General features: G+C 36.8%; 22 protein-coding genes, 1 tRNA gene and 1 pseudogene. 16 read left to right on the top strand and 8 right to left on the bottom strand.

Annotation, left to right across the window (positions count from 1 at the left end; all coding sequences use genetic code 11):
* The 8 genes and pseudogenes from AAEU33_RS20090 (at position 1) to AAEU33_RS20055 (ending at position 5,784) form a co-directional block, all read left to right on the top strand.
* Positions 1-633 (top strand): DUF4141 domain-containing protein, encoded by a 633-nt coding sequence (locus tag AAEU33_RS20090; protein ID WP_120233073.1) that lies wholly within the window; start codon positions 1-3, stop codon positions 631-633.
* 1 nt (position 634) lies between these two features.
* Complete coding sequence (traJ, locus tag AAEU33_RS20085) at positions 635-1,627, top strand: conjugative transposon protein TraJ (RefSeq protein WP_345989909.1); 993 nt, start codon at positions 635-637, stop codon at positions 1,625-1,627.
* 12 nt (positions 1,628-1,639) lie between these two features.
* Positions 1,640-2,263: a conjugative transposon protein TraK gene (traK, locus tag AAEU33_RS20080; protein WP_345989907.1), complete on the top strand. Its 624-nt coding sequence runs from the start codon at positions 1,640-1,642 to the stop codon at positions 2,261-2,263.
* 1 nt (position 2,264) lies between these two features.
* Positions 2,265-2,543 (top strand): hypothetical protein, encoded by a 279-nt coding sequence (locus tag AAEU33_RS20075; protein ID WP_120233076.1) that lies wholly within the window; start codon positions 2,265-2,267, stop codon positions 2,541-2,543.
* 3 nt (positions 2,544-2,546) lie between these two features.
* Positions 2,547-3,845, top strand: coding sequence for a conjugative transposon protein TraM (gene traM / locus AAEU33_RS20070; RefSeq protein WP_345989906.1), 1,299 nt, complete (start codon positions 2,547-2,549; stop codon positions 3,843-3,845).
* 15 nt (positions 3,846-3,860) lie between these two features.
* Positions 3,861-4,763 carry a conjugative transposon protein TraN gene (gene traN / locus AAEU33_RS20065; protein WP_345989904.1) on the top strand — a complete coding sequence of 301 codons (903 nt, stop codon included), beginning with the start codon at positions 3,861-3,863 and terminating at the stop codon, positions 4,761-4,763.
* 1 nt (position 4,764) lies between these two features.
* Positions 4,765-5,325 (top strand): annotated as a pseudogene (locus AAEU33_RS20060) (conjugal transfer protein TraO).
* Between the two features lie 12 nt (positions 5,326-5,337).
* A complete protein-coding gene (locus AAEU33_RS20055; RefSeq protein ID WP_120233080.1) occupies positions 5,338-5,784 on the top strand; it encodes a DUF3872 domain-containing protein in 447 nt (148 codons plus the stop codon).
* A gap of 258 nt (positions 5,785-6,042) precedes the next feature.
* Here the strand turns inward: AAEU33_RS20055 and AAEU33_RS20050 are convergent, their stop codons facing one another.
* Complete coding sequence (locus AAEU33_RS20050) at positions 6,043-6,486, bottom strand: JAB domain-containing protein (RefSeq protein ID WP_288447060.1); 444 nt, start codon at positions 6,484-6,486, stop codon at positions 6,043-6,045.
* A 526-nt stretch (positions 6,487-7,012) separates the two neighbouring features.
* Here AAEU33_RS20050 and AAEU33_RS20045 point away from each other — a divergent pair.
* From AAEU33_RS20045 to AAEU33_RS20035, 3 genes are all read left to right on the top strand, one after another.
* Positions 7,013-8,056 (top strand): PDDEXK nuclease domain-containing protein, encoded by a 1,044-nt coding sequence (locus tag AAEU33_RS20045; RefSeq protein ID WP_345989902.1) that lies wholly within the window; start codon positions 7,013-7,015, stop codon positions 8,054-8,056.
* Between the two features lie 449 nt (positions 8,057-8,505).
* Positions 8,506-8,667, top strand: coding sequence for a hypothetical protein (locus AAEU33_RS20040; protein ID WP_345989900.1), 162 nt, complete (start codon positions 8,506-8,508; stop codon positions 8,665-8,667).
* A 19-nt stretch (positions 8,668-8,686) separates the two neighbouring features.
* Complete coding sequence (locus AAEU33_RS20035) at positions 8,687-10,261, top strand: recombinase family protein (RefSeq protein WP_345992798.1); 1,575 nt, start codon at positions 8,687-8,689, stop codon at positions 10,259-10,261.
* Here AAEU33_RS20035 and AAEU33_RS20030 read toward each other — a convergent pair.
* Together AAEU33_RS20030 and AAEU33_RS20025 are read right to left on the bottom strand one after the other, a co-directional pair.
* Positions 10,215-10,294 (bottom strand) — tRNA-Leu (locus AAEU33_RS20030). The genes AAEU33_RS20035 and AAEU33_RS20030 overlap by 47 nt on opposite strands.
* A 68-nt stretch (positions 10,295-10,362) precedes the next feature.
* Positions 10,363-11,130: an MBL fold metallo-hydrolase gene (locus AAEU33_RS20025; protein ID WP_273647265.1), complete on the bottom strand. Its 768-nt coding sequence runs from the start codon at positions 11,128-11,130 to the stop codon at positions 10,363-10,365.
* 55 nt (positions 11,131-11,185) lie between these two features.
* Between AAEU33_RS20025 and AAEU33_RS20020 the strand changes: the two genes are divergently transcribed.
* Positions 11,186-12,613: a TonB-dependent receptor gene (locus AAEU33_RS20020; RefSeq protein ID WP_172276883.1), complete on the top strand. Its 1,428-nt coding sequence runs from the start codon at positions 11,186-11,188 to the stop codon at positions 12,611-12,613.
* A 12-nt stretch (positions 12,614-12,625) separates the two neighbouring features.
* The gene (locus AAEU33_RS20015; protein ID WP_172276886.1) at positions 12,626-13,075 is read left to right on the top strand and encodes a GAF domain-containing protein; all 450 of its coding nucleotides are present in this window, start codon (positions 12,626-12,628) and stop codon (positions 13,073-13,075) included.
* A 100-nt stretch (positions 13,076-13,175) separates the two neighbouring features.
* Here the strand turns inward: AAEU33_RS20015 and AAEU33_RS20010 are convergent, their stop codons facing one another.
* From AAEU33_RS20010 to AAEU33_RS19995, 4 genes are all read right to left on the bottom strand, one after another.
* Positions 13,176-13,904, bottom strand: coding sequence for a helical backbone metal receptor (locus AAEU33_RS20010; RefSeq protein WP_345989898.1), 729 nt, complete (start codon positions 13,902-13,904; stop codon positions 13,176-13,178).
* Positions 13,905-13,923: 19 nt separating this feature from the next.
* A complete protein-coding gene (gene mgtE, locus AAEU33_RS20005) occupies positions 13,924-15,246 on the bottom strand; it encodes a magnesium transporter (protein ID WP_172276892.1) in 1,323 nt (440 codons plus the stop codon).
* A 370-nt stretch (positions 15,247-15,616) separates the two neighbouring features.
* Positions 15,617-15,760, bottom strand: coding sequence for a protein with bacteriocin-type signal sequence (locus tag AAEU33_RS20000; RefSeq protein ID WP_172276895.1), 144 nt, complete (start codon positions 15,758-15,760; stop codon positions 15,617-15,619).
* A 609-nt stretch (positions 15,761-16,369) separates the two neighbouring features.
* The gene (locus tag AAEU33_RS19995) at positions 16,370-16,927 is read right to left on the bottom strand and encodes a pyruvate decarboxylase (protein WP_345989897.1); all 558 of its coding nucleotides are present in this window, start codon (positions 16,925-16,927) and stop codon (positions 16,370-16,372) included.
* 173 nt (positions 16,928-17,100) lie between these two features.
* On the opposite strand from AAEU33_RS19995, the gene rpsO reads away from it, so the two are divergent.
* Both rpsO and AAEU33_RS19985 read left to right on the top strand, forming a co-directional pair.
* Positions 17,101-17,370: a 30S ribosomal protein S15 gene (gene rpsO / locus AAEU33_RS19990; RefSeq protein ID WP_172276901.1), complete on the top strand. Its 270-nt coding sequence runs from the start codon at positions 17,101-17,103 to the stop codon at positions 17,368-17,370.
* A 139-nt stretch (positions 17,371-17,509) separates the two neighbouring features.
* Entirely contained in the window at positions 17,510-18,682 is a 1,173-nt protein-coding gene (locus AAEU33_RS19985; RefSeq protein ID WP_345989895.1) for an acyloxyacyl hydrolase, read from the top strand.
* Between the two features lie 103 nt (positions 18,683-18,785).
* On the opposite strand, the gene AAEU33_RS19980 is transcribed toward AAEU33_RS19985, so the two are convergent.
* Positions 18,786-20,207, bottom strand: coding sequence for a sugar MFS transporter (locus AAEU33_RS19980; protein ID WP_345989893.1), 1,422 nt, complete (start codon positions 20,205-20,207; stop codon positions 18,786-18,788).
* Positions 20,208-20,696: 489 nt separating this feature from the next.
* Here AAEU33_RS19980 and AAEU33_RS19975 point away from each other — a divergent pair, with 489 nt between their 5' ends.
* Positions 20,697-22,910: a polyribonucleotide nucleotidyltransferase gene (locus tag AAEU33_RS19975; RefSeq protein ID WP_345989892.1), complete on the top strand. Its 2,214-nt coding sequence runs from the start codon at positions 20,697-20,699 to the stop codon at positions 22,908-22,910.
* The last annotated feature ends 47 nt before the right edge of the window (positions 22,911-22,957 follow it).

Genomic DNA, 22,957 nt, shown 5'->3' with positions numbered 1-22,957 from the left:
ATGAAAAATTTAATCATTAAAACAGTAGTGATAGCATTCTTTGCTACCTTGACCTATGCAAAAGCACAATTTGTAGTAACTGACCCTGCTAATCTGGCATCAGGTATTTTGAACTCTGCCAACGAAATTGTACAGACTTCATCGACGGTATCCAACGTTGTTAAAAACTTCAATGAGGTTAAAAAGGTGTACGAGCAGGGTAAAGAGTATTACGATAAGCTCAAAGCCGTCAACAATTTGGTAAAAGATGCCCGAAAGGTTCAGCAAACCGTTCTTTTAGTGGGTGACGTTTCTGAAATGTATGTCAATAATTTCGGTAAAATGCTAAATGACCCCCGTTTTAATGCGCAGGAATTAGCATCTATTGCCAATGGCTATTCTGCTCTTCTTACTGAAAGTACGGAGCTGCTGAAAGAACTCAAAGAGATTATTACTTCAAATGGCCTCTCGCTTAATGATAAGGAAAGAATGGATGTTATTGACCGGGTGTATAAAGAAGTTAAAGCTTATCATAATCTGGTACGGTACTACACCAATAAGAATATTTCGGTAAGTTATCTCAGAGCAAAAAAACAGAACAACACGCAAAGGGTGTTAGATCTTTACGGAACCTCCAATCAAAAATACTGGTAAAATGGAACCGAACAACTTACACGAAGTACTGCGTTCCGTTTACGAAGAAATGATGCCCATGTGTGCTGATATGGCTGCAGTGGCAAAAGGAGTTGCTGGTCTGGGCGCGTTGTTTTACGTGGCTTTAAAAGTGTGGCAGTCATTGAGTCGTGCAGAATCTATTGATTTATTTCCCATGTTGAGACCTTTTGCCATTGGCATCTGCATTATGTTTTTCTCAACATTGGTTCTAGGAGGATTAAATGGCGTTATGAGCCCAATTGTTCAGGGAAGTCATTCAATGCTGGAAAATCATGTATTGGATATGAATGACCTGCAGCAGAAAAAGGATCTTTTAGAGAGGGAAGCTATGCTCAGAAATCCAGAGATGGCTTATCTGATTTCCAACGAAGAGTTTGACAAAAAATTGGAGGAGCTGGGTTGGTCGCCTTCGGATCTGGTTACCATGTCGGGAATGTATATTGAAAGAGAGATGTTTGCCATTAAGAAAGATATCAGAGATGGTTTTCGTGAATTTTTAGAAATACTATTCCAGGCTGCTGCACTGGTTATTGATACCATCAGAACCTTTTTTCTGATTGTCCTTTCAATCTTGGGACCCATTGCCTTTGCCATTTCCGTCTGGGATGGATTTCAGACCACTTTAACTCAATGGTTGACAAGATACGTTAGTGTTTATTTATGGCTTCCGGTTGCTGATATATTCAGTGCTATACTTGCCAAGATACAGACTTTGATTTTAGAAAGGGACATCGAAATGCTTGCAGATCCTACGTTCATTCCTGATACTTCCAATACCGTGTACATTATTTATATGGTAATCGGTATAATCGGCTACTTTACAGTGCCAACTGTTACAGGCTGGATCATTCAGGCAGGAGGTGCCGGCAATTTTATGCGCAATGTGAACCAAACTGCTGCGAAATCAGGTAATGTTGCTGGAGCGGCAGTAGGTTCGGCAACAGGAAATATTTCGGGAAGATTATTAAAATAAAAATACAGTTCTATGGAATTTAAAACTTTAAGAAATATTGAGAGCAGTTTCAAACAGATCCGATTATTTACGTTTGTTTTTGTGGTGCTGTGTTTTGGTGTTGTAGGCGTAGTCGTCTTCAAATCTTACCAGTTTGCCGAAGAGCAGCGTCAGAAGATTTATGTGCTGGATAACGGCAAATCCCTGATGGTAGCACTATCACAGGATATGTCGATCAACAGACCGGTGGAGGCAAGAGAGCATGTGAGAAGATTTCACGAATTGTTCTTCACGATAGCACCTGATAAAAATGCCATCGAGAGTAATGTGAAAAGGGCCTTCAATTTGGCTGACCAATCCGCATTCAACTACTACAAGGACCTCCAGGAGAAAGGATACTATAACAGAATCATTTCTGGCAATATCCAGCAGAGGATTGAAGTGGACAGTGTTGTAGCGAACTTCGACAGTTATCCTTATGATGTAAAAACTTATGCCAGGCAGTTCATTATCAGATCCAGTAATCTTACTATTCGAAATCTAATTACGAACTGTTCATTGGTTAATTCTGTCAGGTCTGACAGTAATCCCCAGGGATTTACTATTGAAAAATTCAATGTGATTGAAAACAAAGATGTAGAAACTGTCGAACGCTAATATGACCACAATGAAAAAATTAAGAGATAAAATCGAACATTATGTGTTAGAGGTGGAGAATCATTGGAAGGTTCTTCCCGTAGCGAAGCAAAGATTGCTAACCAAAATTTTCTTTGGTGGTTATGCTCTGCTAACAGTCATTGTTATTATCAACGTCTTTATTTCTACAAGCCAAAGAAGTAATACCATGTCGATTCATCACATTGACGGAATTTCTAAGAAAACTCTCGAAAAAGATTCAGGACAGAATGATACAGTAAACTCAAAAGTAAAAGAATAGAGCATGAAAGATTCAGAGAAAATTAAAATCACAGAAAATGATCTTACTCAAAATTCTAATGAGTTGAGTGATCATCCGAAAGGACAATGGGAGAGAGTGAAGAAGCCCGTTATTTATTTTTTGATGGCTGCTGTTTGTGCAACTTGCTTTTACCTCATTTTTAAACCAAAATCCAATAATACCCTAGTTGAAGAGGCTGGATTTAATGCTGCTATTCCGCAGGCAAAGGACGGACAGCTGCAGTCAGACAAGCAAAAAGCTTATGAACAACAACTATTGGAGCAAAAAAAAGAAGAGAAAAGAAATTCAATAACCACCTTATCGGACTATTGGAATGACCAAAACACTTTAAATTCGAACAGTAACCCTTCTGCTTCGATGTCTAATACCAGTACTCTTAAGCAATCCGATCAGAATGCAGTGAACAGTTATCGCAATGCGCAGCAGACTTTGAGCTCGTTCTACGGTCGTGATGATCAGGAAGTCAATCAATTGAGGAAAGAAATTTCAAGGTTAAAGAATGAAGCCCTGCAAAATAGTACTGTTCCTGCAGGTCTTGGAATGAACGATCAGTTAGAGCTGATGGAGAAATCATATCAGATGGCAGCCAAATATCTTCCGACAAATTCAAGGCAGGAAGAACCTTCACCAAAAACAGAGGCTAACAAATCTACTGAAAAGAAGATTAATAACACTTCAGCAAGACCTGCATATTCCGATATTGTTTCCTCATTGTACAGAGAGCCGTCAGACAGTGCTTTTGTTGCAGGTCTGAGTCAAAATAGGTTTTATAATGCTCAGAATGAAACAAAAATTTCGGGCCAATCTAAAAATGCAATAAGAGGTATTGTTTACAAGACGAAGAGCTTAGTCAATGAAGGTACATTATCCATAAGACTTACAGAAGCGATGCAGCTTGGGCATACAGAAATCCCTGCGGGAAATTTGCTTATTGCTGCAGGTAAATTTCAGGGTGGGCGACTTCAGCTAACAATATCCTCCATTCAATATAAGGGCAGTGTCTATCCTGTAGAAATCAATATCTATAATAATGATGGACAATTGGGTTTATATGTTCCGTATTCGCCGGAGCAGAATGCGGTCAGTGATATTGTTGCCAATATGAGTCAGACTTCAGGTACTAACATTATGATGACCCAATCGGCAGGACAGCAGGTTGCAGCTGACTTGAGCAAGGGAGTCATACAGGGATTGTCGGGTTATTTTCAAAAAAGAGTTCGGCAATCAAAAGTTACTGTAAAAGCAGGGCAGCAGGTCTTACTTGTGCCTAAAAATAATTAATCAAAAAATTAAAAAATGAATACACAAAAGAGCCATTATATTCTCATTATATTATTTCTGCTGGTTGTAAGCAGGGTGTCTGGTCAGGATTCCGTGATGAGCTATGTTTCATTAGAACAAGCTAAACTGGAACCTTATAGGTTGCAGATTACTTACAGTAAAACCACTCATGTGATTTTTCCTTCATCAATAAGATACGTTGATCTGGGAAGTGAACTTTTGGTTGCTAGTAAAGCAGAACCTATCGGAAATGTTCTACGGCTTAAGTCAGCTGTCAGGAATTTTGAAGAGGAAACCAACTTTTCGGTTATTACGGAAGATGGAAAATTTTATAGTTTCGATGTTTTTTACAGTGCCTATCCTGATGTCCAGAGTTACGATCTTGTAAAGATGCAGAGAAGCGTTGAAAGGGAATATTCAACTGATGTACTTTTTGAAGATCTCAAAGGAAGCTCTTCATCACTTACAGGATTGATTATGGAAAACCTGTATCAAAAGAGCCGGAAAACCATTAAACATATTGCTTCAAAGAGCTTCGGCATTCAGTTTTCTGTCCGTGCATTACACGTGAATGACAACAAATTCTACTTTACCTTACAGGTTGATAACAGCAGCAATGTCGCTTACGAAATTGAAATCGTGAATTTTAAGATTGTTGATAAGAAGAGTTTAAAGCGAACTGTTATTCAGGATAAGTTGCTGGAACCGATCAGGGTATATTCGCCGATGATGACTGCAAGACATAATTCTAATGTAACGGTTGTTTATTTACTTGATCAGTTTACATTGTTAAAGGATCAAGTGTTAGAAATTGAAGTTCTGGAGAGAAATGGAGGGCGGCATCAAAAAGTTCAGCTTGAGAACAGAGAGCTGATTAATGCTAAGCTGATCAATAGTTTAAATTTCAAAACCAATTAAGATGAAGAGATTACTTATAGCCGTCCTGTTCATAATTACAATGAATGTAGAATCATTTGCACAACAGATGATTCCGAAGCAAAAAGGGTTTGAAATATCTTATTCTTTATTTCCTAGCTCTCCCGAAAAACAAAATTATGTCTTAGCAGCAGGGCTTATTTCTTATGGAAAGAATGGGAATTATTTGTTTGGGCTGGCAGAATATAGCAGAAAGTATTATGAGTATACCAACTACAATATCCCGATAGAAATGTTTCTGTTTAACGGAGGCTACAGTTTTTACTTAGGGGGCGACTTCATGCGAAATGTTAATCTTAATATGTGAATTGGCGGTCTGGCAGGCTATGAGCAGGTTAACAAAGGCAATGAATTGCTATATGACGGTTCAATGCTTACCGAAACAGATCACTTTATTTATGGGGTAAATGGTAAGTTGTCTATCGAAAGCTATCTGACACCACATTTGGTTTTCATGGTCAACGGACAACTTCGCTATTTGAAAAATAGTCAGAAGGCGCAGTTACAAGCCCTATTTGGTGTTGGAATAAGATGTAATTTTTAAAAATAATATAAAATGCAAAATATACTTAATCATAAATTATTGTTAGGGTGTTTCATCATTCCAGTGATGATCTTATTACTTATACTATCATGTGAGAATGATACTTTGGAAATTCAGCAGAATTTTCCTTTTGATGTAGAGGTGATGCCTGTTCAGAAATACATTTCTAAAGGTGAAACTGTAGAGATCAGATGTCGTATTATACCCAGTGGAAATTATGCGGGTACTACTTACTCGCTGCGGTATTTTCAGTCTGAAGGAGCCGGAAGTTTGCGGTTATTTGACAATCCATCCTTTGTTCCTAATGATTTCTATCCGCTAAGTAAAAAGGAATTCAGGTTATACTATACTTCTGAATCTTCAGTCTCTCAAAGTTTTGATATTTGGATTTCGGATAATATGGGTAATAAGCAGGAAGTGAATTTCCAGTTTAATCCTCAAAGTGTAGAAACTTTATAGGAAATCATCATTTAAAATTTCAGGCTATTTCATCAGAAATAGCCTTTTTTTACATCTATGGTTATCTGATATAACCCTACTATGTCCCTGTAACCTTTTTGAGAAAATTGATGTAAGCTAATTTTTACAATAGGGTTACTCCTTACAATATGCGAAAAGGCTTTTCCGACCACAGGAAGGGATTGTCTTTTCGCCGAATTTTAAATAAGCGACAATGAATGAATGATTGTCGCTTACTCTAGTAATTTTAAAAGTTATTCAAATATGTCCTTCATCGGCAAACGACATATAATCTGTAGAAGTTAGAATACAATGATCTAATAATTTAATATTTAAAAATTCTGATGCACTTTTTATGCTCAGAGTAATTTTTAAGTCTTCCGCTGAAGGTCTTAAATTTCCTGATGGGTGATTATGTGCTACTATAATGGCAGTTGCATTGCACAATAGGGCTGCTTGCATAATAATTCTTACATCAACTATTGTTGAGGTAATTCCTGATTCGGATATTTTCTTTATCCCTAAAACTTTGTTTGCCTGATTTAGATATAATGCAAAGAACGATTCTCTATAATCTATTTCATCAGGGTCAAAGTAGTGACGAAATACATCAACGGCATCACGTGAACAGCTTATTAATTTCTCTGAATTGCCTTTTCGTGAATAACTCAATTTTATTTCATTGACAATATTAAAATCCATGTGATTGCTCTTGTATGGCAGAGACTTGAATTTCCCATACTTATTATATTTTGTTTTGTTTTCAATCTTTTATCCGTCCTTTCTCTGAAAGCCTTTCAGGCTTCGTTTAATATTTTTCAAAAGAAAAACCGGAAAAAAGAAAGCAGATATGAAGTGTTGACAAAGAAAAATGACCAAAAGGAAACGGAATAATTGGAGGGTACCTTTAGGGAGCAAACCGTTTATGCCGTAGTCTTTTGGTGGGAAAAGCGCTGGCTGACAACAATACCTTAGCTGCCTTTTTACCGGTTTATTATGGAAAATAGTTAACAGATTTAATAAATATAAATTAAGTTTTCAGGTAGTAGAAATCTTAATTATTAATGAAGTTCCAGGTAGTTTTTTACTTTGTGTTTTTTATCTTACAAAGCCAAGTACTGCCACATACAGCCAAATGCAGCAAGTTTTTTTTAATATCCTTAGAATGTCATATTTAGCACTATATAATAGTGAAATTTAATAAAGAAATAATTTTAAATTTGTAAGTATGAGTCAATTAGCATCACATCTTTTCATTTCAGTAAAGCAGTTAATCGAAAATGCTAAAAGCAGTATTGTCCGAAATATCAATACAGCTATGTTATTGACTTATTTTGAAATAGGTAAGGTAATCATTGAGAATGAGCAGGATGGAAAGGACAGGGCAGAGTATGCAAAAGAAACCTTGAAAAATCTAAGTAAACAATTGACAAAAGAATTCGGCAGAGGCTATTCAGTGGATAATTTGCAGTGGATGAGAAAGTTTTATTTAATGTATCAAAATAGAATTTCTGAAAAATACGAAACAGTGTCTCGTAATTCTGCTGAGGCTGTAATTTATGAATCAGTGTCTCGTAATTCTTTTTTCTCATTATCGTGGTCTCACTACATTCAATTAATGAAGATCGAAAACTCAGATGAGAGAAATTTCTATGAAATAGAGGCGAGCCAGAATAACTGGAGTGTTAGAGAGCTTACAAGACAGTTTAATTCAGCCATATATGAAAGGTTGGCATTAAGCAGGAACGAGAAAGAAGTGAAGAAGTTAGCTCTGAAAGGACAGATCATAGAAAAGCCGACCGATGTTTTAAAAAGTCACTATGTTTTGGAATTCTTAGATCTAAAAAAAGATAATCGCTATTCCGAAAGTGATTTGGAAACTGGGATCATTAATAAATTAGAGCATTTTATGCTGGAGTTAGGAAAAGGCTTTCTCTTCGAAGGGCGGCAACGCAGATTTACATTCGAAGGCGACAGTTTCTTTGTGGATTTAGTGTTTTACAATCGTTTATTGAGGTGTTTCGTGCTTTTTGATCTAAAAATTGGAAAGCTGACCCATCAGGATATTGGGCAAATGCAGATGTATGTCAATTATTATGACAGAAAAGTGAAGTTGGAAGAAGAGAACCCTACGATTGGAATTATTCTTTGCAAAGAAGAGAACAAAACAGTGATCGAGTTTACACTTCCAGAAAACAACAATACTATTTTTGCAAAAGAGTATAGGGCTATTCTTCCAAGTAAGGAGGAGCTTAAAAAGCAAATTGGATAATTGCGTTCACAAGCCCCTGAATTCAAATTAAGGCTAAAAAATGTTTTATACGACTGTATAGAAAGACGATAATACTGTTTTTTGGTTTGTACTTGCAAAATTTTACAAGGTATAAATTAGATTTATACTGTACAATTTTAACATTCAACTGATTATTTGTATTTTAGTTGAATCTAAGAATGATGAATTTCTTCGCAACAAATCTTGTTGCCACTTTAAAGTAATAAACAAAATTATGAATTCTGTTGCTAATGCAGACTTACGGGTGGGATGGAGCCTGTGCTAATGCGTTTGTGTGGAATACTGCTTTCGGCAGTATCTTTTGAGTAAACGTTAAAAGTGCGATAAAACTAAGATTAATTTGCACTTCTCAGCCAAGTGTTGCAAGTAAGTGCCTCAATTAATTGTGATTAATTAGGCCGGATATTTTTATTTAAAAGATATCGGTCATGGAAAGGAAACTTGAAATTAAAAATATTAGCATTGATGAGATTATCAAAATTTTTAAAGAAGAGGAAAAAATTGAGCTAACTATAGCGGAAACGGAACTGATTGTAGAATTTCTAAAAATGCTATCAACAATTACTATAAAGCGTTTTTTAGAACAATAATATTTTCTAAGATTTATATATGAAAAAAGCCGATTTATATATCCGTGTGTCAACTGATGAGCAGGCAGATAAGGGATACTCACAAAGAGATCAGGAAGAGCGATTAAAACGCTACTGTCAAAACAATAACATTCAGGTAGGTCAAATCATTTATGAAGATTACTCAGCCAAGACCTTTAACAGGCCAGAGTGGATCAAATTATTGGATACACTTAAGAGAAAAAGCTCAAAAACAAATCTGTTGCTTTTTACAAAATGGGATCGCTTCAGCAGGAACGCTGGCGATGCTTATCAAATGATTAATATACTTAGGAAAATTAACGTAGAACCGCAGGCCATTGAGCAACCTTTAGATCTTTCAATTCCAGAAAATAAAATGATGCTGGCTATATATCTTGCTGCGCCGGAAGTCGAAAACGACAGGCGCGCTTTGAATACTTATTATGGAATGCGCCGTGCTAAAAAGGAAGGCAGATTAATGGGAAGGGCGCCTTACGGCTATGCTAACAAAATAACGGAGAACGGAAAAAAGTATGTAACTCTGAAGGAACCAGAAGCTTCTAACATGAGATGGGCATTTAACGAAATGTCAAAAGGCGTATATTCAGCGAGCCAGATAATGGATATGATGAACAGAAAGGAAGGAAAATCAGTTAAGATAAGTGCCTTTCTTGCAAGTTTACGCAATACGGCATATTGTGGGAAAATTTACGTGGAGCAATTCAATGAAGAGGAGGCTCATTTTGTTAAAAGTATTCATGAACCTCTGATTAGTGAAGAGCTATTCGAAAAAGTTCAATGTATAATGGATGGAAATGTGAATCCAGCCAGACCCAATGTAAAAGTATTGTCTGACGATAATTTACCATTACGAGGTTTTCTGGTATGTCCGGATTGTGGTCATTTGATTACAGGCAGTGCATCTACGGGACGTTCTGGAAATAAGTATTATTACTACCATTGCCAGTCCCCGTGTTCATACCGTTACAAATCTGAGATTATTAACTCAAAATTTTTAGAGATATTGCAGTCATTGGAAATGCGCACATCTATAAAAAACTATTTAAAGAAGGTATTGAAACAAAATTTTGAAAAATTAATTAATAATCCCCAAAAGGAAAGGAAAGCAATTCTATTAGAGATAGATCGTTTAAACAGCAGGTTGAAACAGGCAAGAAATAAACTTATGGAAGGGGTAATTGATGATGAAGATTATTTTGAAATTAAGACCGAATGTAAAGGGCAAATTGAAAAGCTTGAAGTTAAATTAACTAAAGGAAAAGATAATAAAAAAATAGATTTTTTAAAACTACTAGACCAAGCATTATCGAACCTGGTAGATCTCGCGAAAGTCTATACTGACGGGGATATTGACGTTAAACGCAAAATAATTGGTTCGATATTTCCCCAAAAATTGCAATTTACAAAAAATAATTATCGAACCACCCGACCTAATGTTTTACTCTCTTATATATACCAGATAAACAATGAGTTAGGGACTAAAAAAAACCGGAAGGAAAGTGAATTATCACCTCTTTCCGGTCTTGTACCCAGGACCGGGATCGAACCGGTACTCCTAAGAACTGGTGTTTGAGACCAGCGCGTCTACCAATTCCGCCACCTGGGCTTGCTTTAAATTGGTGTGCAAATATAGAAACTTTTTTTACAATCTGAAAACTTTTTATCAACTTTTCTTTAAAAATTTAATTCGAGGCCATCGTAAGCCAGGTGCATTCCGGGCGGAAGTAATTTATCTTCAACATCATGCAATCCTAAATGATGACTGATATGGGTAAGGAATAATTGTTTGGGTTGAAGCTCTTCAAACAGTTTTATCGTGTCCGGAACTATAAAATGAGCAGGGTGGGGATCAAATTTTCTGATCGCATTTAAGATTAAAACATCAAGATCCTTCAGCTTTTCCTTTTCTACATCAGAAATAAAGCTTGCATCTGTGATATAGGCAAGCTTCTTGAATTTATATCCAAAAATAGCAATCTGATGATGCATGACTTCAATAGGAGTAATCAACGTATCAAGAATGGTAAAAGGCTGGTTTTTTATTTCGTGCAGATCAAAGGCCGGAGCTCCCGGATATCTTACATCCGCAAAGGCATAAGGAAAACGGTTTTTAATTTCGTTTCCTACTCTTTCATTGCAGTATATTGGCATATTCTGGCCGCTTTTGAAGATAAGGGGCCGCATATCATCAAGGCCGATGATGTGGTCATTATGTTCGTGCGTAATTAAAGCGATATCTACCGTCGTTTCGTGGTTCACCAACATCTGCTGCCTGAAATCCGGGCCGCAGTCGATGAGTATTTTTCGGTTTTCTTCTGTAGTGATCATTACGGAAGATCGTAAGCGGCTGTCTTTGGGGTTATCCGAAGTGCAGACCTCACATGTGCAGCCAATAACGGGTACACCCTGGGAAGTACCTGTTCCTAAAAATTTCAACTTCATTTTGTTTTGAGGTTGGTATTAATTTTGGTAAATTTACAAAAAATTTAATGTCCTAATGTATCAGAAACTAACTCCTAAACAAAAAGCATTAACAATTAATCTAGATCCTACTATTTATGGTACTTTCGCGGAAATTGGAGCAGGGCAGGAGACTGTTCGGCATTTTTTTAGAGCAGGAGGCGCTTCGGGTACAATCGCTAAGGCGATGTCCGCTTATGACAAAGATTTTAGTGATGCGATCTATGGAAAAGAAGCTAAAAACAGGTATGTAACTCAGAACAGACTTCGTAAAATGCTTCGCTATGAAGTTGCCTTGATCGAAGAAAGGATTTCAAGAGAAAACAGCCCGAACAGAAAATTCTTTTCCTATGCCAATACGGTAACAACCATCAATTTTGATAAAACGCTTAAAGGCCACGGTTGGGTAGGAATCCGTTTTCAGGTAAAAGAAAACGAAGGTTATAACGAAATCGTTATCCACGTAAAGTTTAAAGAGAATGATGCTACATTACAGCAGGAGACTCTTGGAAATTTAGGGGTAAATCTGATCTTTGGAGCTTTTACATATTATGATAATCCACGAACCTTAATCGAGTCATTATATGACGACATAGCGACCGACAATCTGGAAATTGATATGATAGATTTCAGCGGGCCGGCGTTTGATTATGTGGATAACAGGCTGATGTCTTTACAGCTGGTGAAAAACAATATGACGGATGCCGTTATTTTTAATAGTCAGGGTAATAATATGCTTCCTGCAGATATTTTATACAAGAAGAATATCTTTGCGGTAAGAGGAAGTTTCAGGCCGGTGACCAAAGTGAATATTGATATGCTGCAAAACGGTATTGATCTATTTATGAAGGATGCTGCCTGTACGGAAGAACAAACGGAAATCCTGATTGAAATTACCATTTCCAACCTTCGTGCTGATGGTGATATCGATGAAAGAGACTTTATGGACAGGGTGGATATCCTCGGTAAATTAGGATATACCGTAATTGTATCGAACTTCTCCGAATATTACCGATTGATCGATTATTTTGCCTCATATACTAGCGGAAATATAGGAGTTGCGATGGGGGTAAATAATCTGTTAATGGTGTTTGACGAGAAATACTATAAGAATCTCTCTGGAGGAATCCTGGAAGCTTTTGGTAAATTTTTCCGTAACGGAATGAGGGTTTACCTATATCCGTATAAGGATCCTGAAACTCATGAGTTGTTAGATTCATCAACGCTAAAAGTAGAGGAAAACTTAAAAGAGCTCTATAAATATTTCAAACTCAATAACCGTATCGTAGATATTGAAAACTATAATCCGGAATTCCTGGAAATATACTCCAGAGAAATATTGAGAAAAATTGCCTGCAATATCAAAGGCTGGGAAACTCAGGTTCCGGAAGGAGTTGCAGAAATGATCAAAGAGCGTGGAATGTTCGGTTATAAAGAAGAACTTTCCTTCAAACAATTTTCTTAAAACAATAATATAATGTCAGAATTAAAGAAAAGACTTTCTTCTATTCTTGAAAGTCCAAAACATAATACAGAAGAAAAACTTCAGAAAGTTTGCCATCTGCTGGATCAGGAAATCTCCTATTTCAACTGGACAGGTTTCTATTTTAAAAATGGAGACAAAGAAGAATTGATATTGGGTCCTTATGTAGGAGCAGAGACAGATCACACCATCATCCCTTATGGGAAAGGAATTTGCGGACAGGTTGCTGTTTCCAATGAAACGTTTGTGGTTCCTGACGTTCATCAGGAATCTAATTATTTAAGCTGTTCGATAGATACAAAGGCAGAAATTGTGGTTCCTATCTTTAAAAATGGTGAAAATGTAGGGCAGATCGATATCGATTCCCACACAATAGATCCGTTTACCAGTGAAGACCGCGAATTGCTGGAATGGCTTTGTAATGAAGTTTCAAAGATCCTTTAATCGAATCAATATCTATAAAAATATAACTCCGGAATTCAAGCCGGAGTTTTTTATTTTATGTCTGAAATAATGGTTTAGGATAACTGTACTCTATGGCATTTTATAAATCAATTTCAGCCACGAGTTCCTTAAAGTAATTTCCACATTTTGCAATATGGGTCCCATACCAGGAAAATGCTTCTCCATCTACGATGATTATTTTTTTATCAGGGTAATATTCCTTTAATTCTGCAATATGTTTTTCTTTAAAAGGGAAAGGTTCTGAAGAAAGCATGATCAGGTCTGTATCCGCCAGGTCCTGAATGGTTACCTCCGGATAACGGGTTTTATCTTTAAAACTGTTTTCAATACCTATTTCCGTCAAGATCCTGTGAATAAAAGTATCCGCACCCACTGTCATATAAGGGTTTTTCCAGATGAGATAGGCAGCCTTGATCTTAGAGCTGATTTTAGTCTGATTTAAAACCTCATAGATCTTTAGATTATAGGCTTTGGCCCTTTCTTCTTTTTGAAAGATATTGCCCAGAGTTTTCAGTAGATAATAATTGTCTTCAATAGTTTCAACGTTGGTTACAACCACTTTGAAATCTTCCATCAAAGCCTCTACCTGTTCTTTAATGTTTTCTTCTTTATTGGCAAGGATAAGGTCCGGTTGCAGGGCTTTAATCTTTTCGATATTCAGATTTTTTGTTCCACCGATAACGGGAACGTCTTTGATTTTGTCTTTGGGATGAATACAGAATTTTGTTCTTCCGATAATCTCATTTTCAGTTAAACCCAAATCAAATAAAGCCTCCGTAATAGAGGGTACCAGAGAAATAACTTTCATTTTTAGACTTTGCCTAAAATTACAAAAGTTTACCGGTTAAGAAAAGTCCGGCTACGGAAAAGTAAATAATTAATCCTGTAACATCCACTAAGGTAGCTACAAAAGGAGCAGATGACGTTGCAGGGTCGAGTTTTAATTTTTTTAGAATGAATGGAACCATTGAACCGGAAAGTGTTCCCCAAAGCACAATTAATACCAGGGAAACGGCTACGCTTAAACCTACATATACCCAATGAGCACCATAGCTGAAGAACCCGGCTTCATGCCAGATCATGATCCTTAAAAATCCTATAAGGCCAAGTATTCCTCCGAGGAACAACCCGGTAAAGATTTCTTTCCTCATTACATACCACCAATCTTTCAATCCGATTTCCTGAAGTGCCATCGCCCGGATGATAAGCGTTGCAGCCTGTGAGCCGGAGTTTCCACCACTGGAGATAATTAATGGGACAAATAATGCCAGTACAACGGCCTTTTGAATTTCATCCTCGAAATATCCCATTGCCGAGGCGGTAAGCATTTCGGAAAAGAATAATATGATCAGCCACATTCCTCTTTTTTTAACCATTTCGATGAGAGAAGTCTGGGTGTATGGTAAATCAAGGGCTTCAAGACCCCCGAATTTCTGGATATCTTCGGTGTTCTGCTGTTCGATCTGGTCAAGGATATCATCGATGGTTACAATCCCTACAAGGACTCCTGATTCCGTGATAATGGGAAGTGCGGTGCGGTCATATTTTTCGAAATAGGTAACTGCATCCTCTTTTGAGGTCATTGTGGTAATGGCAACAAAGTGGTTATCCGTTAATTCCGAAACAAGAGTATCTTCTTCTGCCAGTAATAGACTACCAAGCGCTAAATCGTCAATGAGGCGGTTTCTTTCATCTACTACATACAGATGGTTCATTGTTTCCACCCTTTTTCCTACTTTCTTGATCTGCTGTAAACATTTTTTCACGGTCCATTCCTTACGGATCTGGATGTAATATGGAGTCATAAGACGGGCAATGGAGTCGGAATGGTATCCTAAAAGCTTTAATGCAATCCTCCTTTCCTGTGGGTTAAGATGATTGATTGAATACTTAATAAGCTCATCAGGAAAATCTTCAAACAGGGCAGTCCTGTCATCCGGAGTCATCGCATTCAGGATCTCTGAAACTTCATCACTACCAATACTTCTGATCGTTTCCTCCTGGAAATCAGGATCAAGATGGGAGAAAACCTCTGCTTTGTATTCTTTAGGAACCTTTAAAAACGCCAGGAGCCTCTCATCAGCAGGAAGGTTGCTAAGAGTTTCGGCAATATCGGCAGGATTTAAGATAAGTTCGTCAGTATAATTCAAAGCGTGAGATTTTAGGATATGCAAAAATAATTCAATTTTTTAAAATTGACCAATGATGTGACAAAATTAAGGATTTATTAAAGTTTTACACCTGTATTGAATGGCTATGAAATTTTATCAATAAAAAAACATCCGCATATTGCGGATGTCCGGTGAAATTTTAAATTTCATACTCTGTATTTTATTCTATAGGTTCACAGTTCGGTATATCGGAAGCAATACACATTCCGCCGGAGCAGCACTCCCCGAAGCCACACTGTGACGAGTTCTTACATTTGGTTATCGGACCAGCACCTTTTATTTCCTTTTGTTGATTCCGGTTTAGTTTTTTAAGATTTTTCATAGCAGTTTTAATTTTAGTTTGTTTCAGTTAAGCCTCAATGCATGCAGTTGGTACGCATATGTTATTGCAGCACCATGCTCCAAAACATTGGGAATGGTCTGTACATCTTTTAAGAGCTCCTCCGTTAATTGCTTTTTGTTCCTGTCTGTTGAGTTTTTTAAGATTTTTCATAGTAAATAGTGTTTAAATTATACATTCTGTGTTTAATGATATTAAAATTCTAAGCATGCATCGATAACACATATGCTGTTGCAACACCATCCTCCAAAGCATTGCGAATGATCGCTGCATCTTATAAGGCCTCCACCTTTAATTGCCTTTTGTTCCTGTCGGTCTAATTTTTTTAAATTTTTCATAGTATGTAGGTTTTAATGAATGACTAATTTAATAAAAAATCATTTATTATTCACATTATTGTAGAGTTATTTGTCTGTTGAATATTTTTTTATCTATTGAGGCAGAGTTTGTTAACGATAAAAAAAAACACCTGCGAGTATCGCAGGTGTAATAATGAATTTAAAAAATGAAGAGATTTATTTTCTATAATTAAAATTTTATCAGATTAACAAGATGAAATACTCGATAGATGAATAAGGCAATGTATTAAAACATATTTGCCCTCTTTATATAGATTTATTGAAGTATTTCATGGTGTGTTAATTTTTAGTTTATGACTAAATTAACAAAAATATTTAAATTATTCACAAATAATTTTAAAAATTTTTATCAAAATTTATTAAAATTATGATATGTAATGAATTATGAAAAAAAATAGAATTGTTAGAATCCTGCTTCTGAGGAAGGTTTTATTTTTCTTAGTTTCTTAAGAATCGCTTTTATAGCTCCGTTTGTTCCGATTTTTATAGAATTCTCTGCAGAACCCAGAAGACGCATATTTTTCCGGTAGGTATCATAGTCGGATTCTGTAATAAGGTTGCCGGTTGCGTCAAAAAGTTTCATACTCACAACAACTTGGTTGGAGAACACATACTTTCCAATTCCCACTTTAAAGTATTTAACTTTCGGAACGACGGCAAAATCAGCATCATTGTTGATGCAATAATCAGCAATCGTCTGTGCATCCACGCTGTCAAAGGGAATCTGGATTTCGGTACGCAGCATTTTATTCTTTTTATAGCCGCTTAAATTATCTGAAACAGCACTGAAAAATGCATGATTGGTAGGTTCTTTTATTTCATCAATATCAGGCTCTACCTCGGGATTGAAGTATAAAACCTTTTTTATCCTGTCCTCAGAAGAAGCACCCTTTTGTGCTTTCACTGAAATACTGATCAATAAAAAAATGGAAACCGTGGTAAAAAGTAAAGTTTTTCTCATTTGTCTTCGTTTGCAAAATTACTCTCTTTTAATGGGATGGCATACATTTTATTAAGAAATTTTTAACATTTTTTTCTATCAATTTTGATATATGAAATCAATAATGTTTTGCCGGATTAAAAATTAGTCGTACTTTTGCACCCGTTACATAATAATCATTAAACAATATTGGAATGTACTTAACAACAGAAAAAAAGCAGGAAATTTTCTCAAAACACGGGAAATCTGCACAGGACACAGGAAGTGCTGAAGGGCAAGTAGCTCTTTTCACTTACAGAATCAATCACTTATCTCAACACTTAAAGGCGAACCGTCACGATTTTGCAACGGAAAGATCTTTGGTGAAATTAGTAGGTAAAAGAAAAAGTTTACTAGATTACCTTAAAAATAAAGATATCGAAAGATACAGAGCAATTATTGCTGAACTAGGTTTAAGAAAATAGTCTACAAGATTTTCAAAAAATAAAAAGCAACTTCTCACGAGGTTGCTTTTTTATTTTAACAATAAATTTAAATTTAGTTAATAATATTATTAATTTATACCAAATGAATACTTAGATTTGCCAATCTTAAACTAAACTGATGTTTTTAAGGCATTTCTATCTGATTGTATCCGGCCTTATTTCTGCTTACTGCTATTCGCAGGAAAATGAAATACCAAGACCATCTTCATTCGTTCTGTCTGGCGGATTTGAATATGGTAATATTCTACGGACTAACGAACCTTTAAAAGGATACAAGAATACTAATTATACCGGTTATTCTGTTCAAATTCTCAAACAAACCGCAGGTAATAAACATTGGGAAAAACAGTATAATTATCCCCAATATGGTATTGGATTCTTTGCTTTCGATTTTCTTGATAATAAAGAGATGGGATCACCATTTGGAATATATGGTGTCTACAACGCGAAACTCGGACAATGGGGAAAACTGAAGTGGTATCACCATGTAGATTTTGGAATTGCTTTTAATTCAAATCCATTCGATGAGGATCATGGATATTACAACACGTCTTTAGGATCCGGAACAAATATGTTCATCAGTTTGGGTACGGGAATGTATTATGAACTCGGTCGTCATTTTGACATCGGACTGAATCTGAAATTCAATCATCTTTCGAACGGGTCATTAAAGTTTCCGAACAAAGGATTGAATACTTTTGCTCCACAGATCAGCCTTGTCTATTATCCCGAAAGAGCAGTTCCGCGAACCAATGATTCAATTTCATTTAACACAAAGAAATATAACACCCTTGAAGTTTCGGCTTTCGGAGGGCGGAAAAATATTTTTTACAGGGGCGGGCAACGCGAGGAATTGAAAAAACTTTATGAAGGTTTTAATTATTCCGTTTATGGGGTAGAAGCTTTTTATATGCGTCAATATTCTTCTAAGTCGGCGTATGGACTTGGAGTGGGCATTACTCATGACGAACAGTACAACCACACCATGTATGTGGCTGATAGTACACTTTACCAGCAAAAACGTTTTTCACATGATCAGTTATTGTTTAGTGTAATTCCTTCTTACAGGTTGATCATCGGTAAATTGAATGTGAATGTAGGAGCGGGTTATTATCTGTTTAAGAAAGAACGTAAATACGACAGCCCTGCTTTTTTTCAAAAAATAGGATTACAGTACCAGATCACAGATCGCCTCTTTGCTTCTTTTGGGATCAATGCGTATGACCTGCACATTGCAGACTATCTTGAATGGAGGATCGGATATACTTTTTCCAGAAGGGAAAGAAGATAGGAATTTGTATGTATACTCATAAAAAAAGCTTCATTTAAAATATTCCTTTACTGTGAAATGGATCATTTTAAATGAAGCCGTATTATTTTATTCTGTATTTTAATTAATGCCCTGACTTTGCTTCTGTGCTTTTCACATGTCCCAGATACCGGGTGCAGTAAGCTCCGAAAATAAGGATAACCAGATAACAGAATACAGGAATGATAAAGGAATGTTGTACTCCGAACTGATCAGCAAGGTATCCCTGGAAAATAGGAACAATGGCACCTCCCAGAATTGCCATAACTACTAAAGATGATCCCTGGCTTGTGTATTTTCCCAGCCCGGAAATAGCAAGCGTGTAAATATTGGAGAACATGATTGAATTGAAAATTCCTATACCTAAAATACTGTACATCGCCAATTCACCATGATTGACCATTGCTGAGATGAGCAATGCGACATTTACAGCGGCAAAAATAGATAGTGTCCTTGCAGGAGCAGCTTTACCTACAAAGAATGCAACGAAGTTAAGTACGATAAATACAAGGAAAAAGCTGATCTGCGAAAATGTAAGATTAACGATACTGAAGATCACCAGGAAAACCAAGCTTGCGGCACCTGCCATATAAATGGCTTTTCTTCCCTGACTGATAGACTGGTTCAATGAAATAGCACCAAGAAAACGGCCGATCATAGCACCTCCCCAATACAGGGAAAGGTAATTCTTACTGATGATTTCATTAAAGCCCATTACCTGGGGCTGTTCCAGGAAACTGATGATAAAGCTGCCCACAGCAACTTCTCCTCCGACATAGCAGAACATGGCAAAGACACCAAATTTAAGATGGCTGAATTCCAATGCTCCCCAACCTTTTACGATTTCTTCTTCTGCCGTCTGGAAAGAAGGTAGTTTTACTCTTGAAATCAGTAAGGCAACCAGTAACAGGATAGCTGCAAAAATAAGATAAGGAATCCTGGTGGCTACGGCACTGAATGATCCGTCCGGAGCCGAGAAGAATTCGAAAATAAGATGTCCGCCCAGCACCGGGGCTATGGTGGTTCCGAATGCGTTAAATGCCTGGGTCATGTTCAAACGGCTTGAGGCAGATTCTTCGCTTCCCAATAAAGAAACATATGCATTGGCTGTGATCTGTAATACGGTAAACCCTAATCCTAAAATAAACAAGGCTCCAAGAAATAAAGGATAATAAGAAAAAGAAGCCGCAGGATAAAATAAAATACATCCGAAAGCTGCCAGGAAAATACCGAAGATGATTCCTTTTTTATAGCCTACCTTATTAATGGGGTCTCCTTTGGAGATAGAAATAAAGAAATAGATTAATGAGCCGATGAAATAGGCGCCGAAGAAGCAAAACTGAACGAGCATAGATTCAAAGAAAGTGAGGCTGAAAAGCTGTTTCAGATAAGGAATCAGGATATCATTCATACAGGTAATAAACCCCCACATAAAAAACAACAAGGTAATGGTGATCAAAGGAACCGTATAATTCCTGTTTTGCGACTTTACTTCTTTATTAATCATAATCATTTATTTAAAAGAAAGAGATGATAATACGCTCCTTCAATGGGTTATAAAAAGATGAATTTTTTAATGTGCTTATCCCGGAAGAAAATAGATTTAAAAAACAGGGCAAATATAGGGGAACAACTTTTTTTTCTGCAACTTTTAAGAGGCTTTTTATGTTAATTTTATCTTTAAATACAATTATTATCTCTAATTGAGACAAAACAAAGCTGAAATAAACTGATGTTGAAAAATAAAAGGCTGAAAAGTAGAGTTATTAGGAGTAATAGATTCGTTGAGGAACATCCTTAAATTCTTTGTCGTTTTTTCTGATCAGGCAATTTTTTAGACGCTCAAATAAGTGATTGAAGGATAGTTGATTACTTCCCATGCCTCTTTTCTTTTTTATAGTGCCAGTTACCGGGAAAATAGTTTATCTTTGCAAACAAAATTTAGACGAATTTATATCAATCACACTCAATACGGAGTGTTTAAACAAAATTATTTATGAGTATACCTCAAGCGTTTACAGAAACGATTACTCTTGCAGACGGCAGAGAAATCACTATTGAAACAGGTAAATTAGCAAAACAGGCTGATGGTTCTGTAGTAGTAAAAATGGGTGGAACAATGCTTTTAGCAACTGTTGTAGCCAATAAAGAAGCTAATCCTGGTGTAGATTTCTTACCATTAACAGTAGATTACAGAGAAAAATTCTATGCAGGAGGAAAAATTCCTGGAAATTTTTTCCGTAGAGAAGCAAGACCTTCAGATCAGGAAATTTTAACCATGCGTTTGGTGGACAGAGTTCTTCGTCCGCTTTTCCCTGAAGATTTCCATGCGGAAGTTCAGGTAATGATTTCCCTGATTTCTTACGACGGACAATCTATTCCTGATGATTTGGCAGGTTTGGCGGCTTCTGCTGCGATTGCTATTACCGATATCCCTTTCAACGGACCGATGTCTGAAGTGAGAGTGGTAAGATTTGACGGAAAATTAGCGATCAATCCAAGATATGAAGATCTTAAAGATTCTGAGCTGGATATTATGGTTGGAGCTACCAAAGACTCGATCGTAATGGTAGAAGGAGAGATGAAAGAAATTTCTGAGCAGGAAATGCTGGAAGCGATCATCTTTGCACATGCTGAAATTAAAAAACAAATTGAAGCTCAGGAAAGACTTGCTGAAAAAGTAGGTAAAGCTTTCCCGAAAAGAGAATACAACCACGAAATTCATGACGAAGATATTCGTGAGAAAGTGTGGAAAGAAACATATGATAAAGTATACGAAGTTGCCAAGCAACCTTCAGGTAAAGAAGAAAGAGGAGAGAAATTCAAAGCTGTTCTTGAGGAGTTTTTAGCACAATATGTTGATAATCCTGAAGAACTGGAAAGAGTATCACCTTTCGCAAAAGTATATTATCATGATGTAGAAAAAGAGGCTATGCGTCAGATGATCCTTGAAGACAACATCCGTCTTGACGGTCGTGATCCTAAAACGATCCGTCCGATCTGGTCGGAAATTGATTATCTTCCTGGAGCGCACGGTTCCGCAATTTTCACAAGAGGAGAAACACAATCATTAACAGCTGTAACTTTAGGATCTGTAAAAGATGCGAATATGGTAGACAGCGTTATGGCGAATTATGACGAGAAATTCTTCCTTCATTATAACTTCCCTCCGTTCTCAACAGGTGAAGCCAGACCTTTAAGAGGAACTTCAAGAAGAGAAGTAGGACACGGAAATCTTGCTCAGAGAGCTTTACAGGCTGTAATTCCTGAAGAAAATCCATACACGATCAGAATTGTTTCTGATATCCTGGAATCTAACGGTTCTTCTTCTATGGCAACTGTTTGTGCAGGAACATTAGCATTAATGGATGCCGGAGTACAGATTACAAAACCGGTTTCCGGAATTGCGATGGGACTTATTACCGATACTAAATCCGGGAAATTCACGGTACTTTCCGATATCCTTGGGGATGAAGATCACCTGGGAGATATGGACTTTAAAGTAACGGGTACGGCAGAAGGAATCACGGCTTGTCAGATGGACATTAAAATCCAGGGGCTTTCTATGGATATCATGGAGCAGGCTTTAATGCAGGCTAAAGACGGAAGATTACATATCCTTAATAAAATTACGGAAACAATTGCTGAGCCTAGAGCTGATGTTAAGCCTCATGCACCGAAAATGGTGGTTATGGAGATTGCAAAAGACTTTATTGGTGCAGTGATCGGACCTGGTGGAAAAATCATTCAACAATTACAAAAAGATACGGATACTGTTATTGCTATTGAAGAAATAGGCGAGATCGGACGTATTGAAATTGCAGGAACAGACAGAGAGAAAATCAATGCAGCTGTTGCGAAGATCAATGAAATTACTTTCGTACCGGTAGTTGGGGAAGTATACAAAGGGAAAGTAGTGAAAGTAATGGATTTCGGAGCTTTTGTAGCGATTGCAAAAGGTACGGAAGGTCTTCTTCACATTTCTGAGATCGAATGGTCACGTCTTGATAAAGTTCCTTACGCTGAAGGAGATGAAGTAGAAGTGAAGTTTATGGGTTACGATGACCGTAAGAAAATGAAATTATCCCGTAAAGTTTTATTACCAAGACCACCAAAGCCGGAGCAAAAACCGAGACAGGAAAGACCTGAAGGTGGTAAACCTGCAGCGCAAGCGCCAAAGGAAAATGAAAAGCCTTCAACTGAAGCATAAGATATAGCTTTTAGTAGCATAAAAAATCCCTCCACAAGAGGGATTTT

Source organism: Chryseobacterium sp. Chry.R1, from assembly GCF_039645525.1.
Classification (GTDB): Bacteria; Bacteroidota; Bacteroidia; order Flavobacteriales; family Weeksellaceae; genus Chryseobacterium; species Chryseobacterium proteolyticum.
This window is presented reverse-complemented; position numbering and strand designations above follow the sequence as displayed.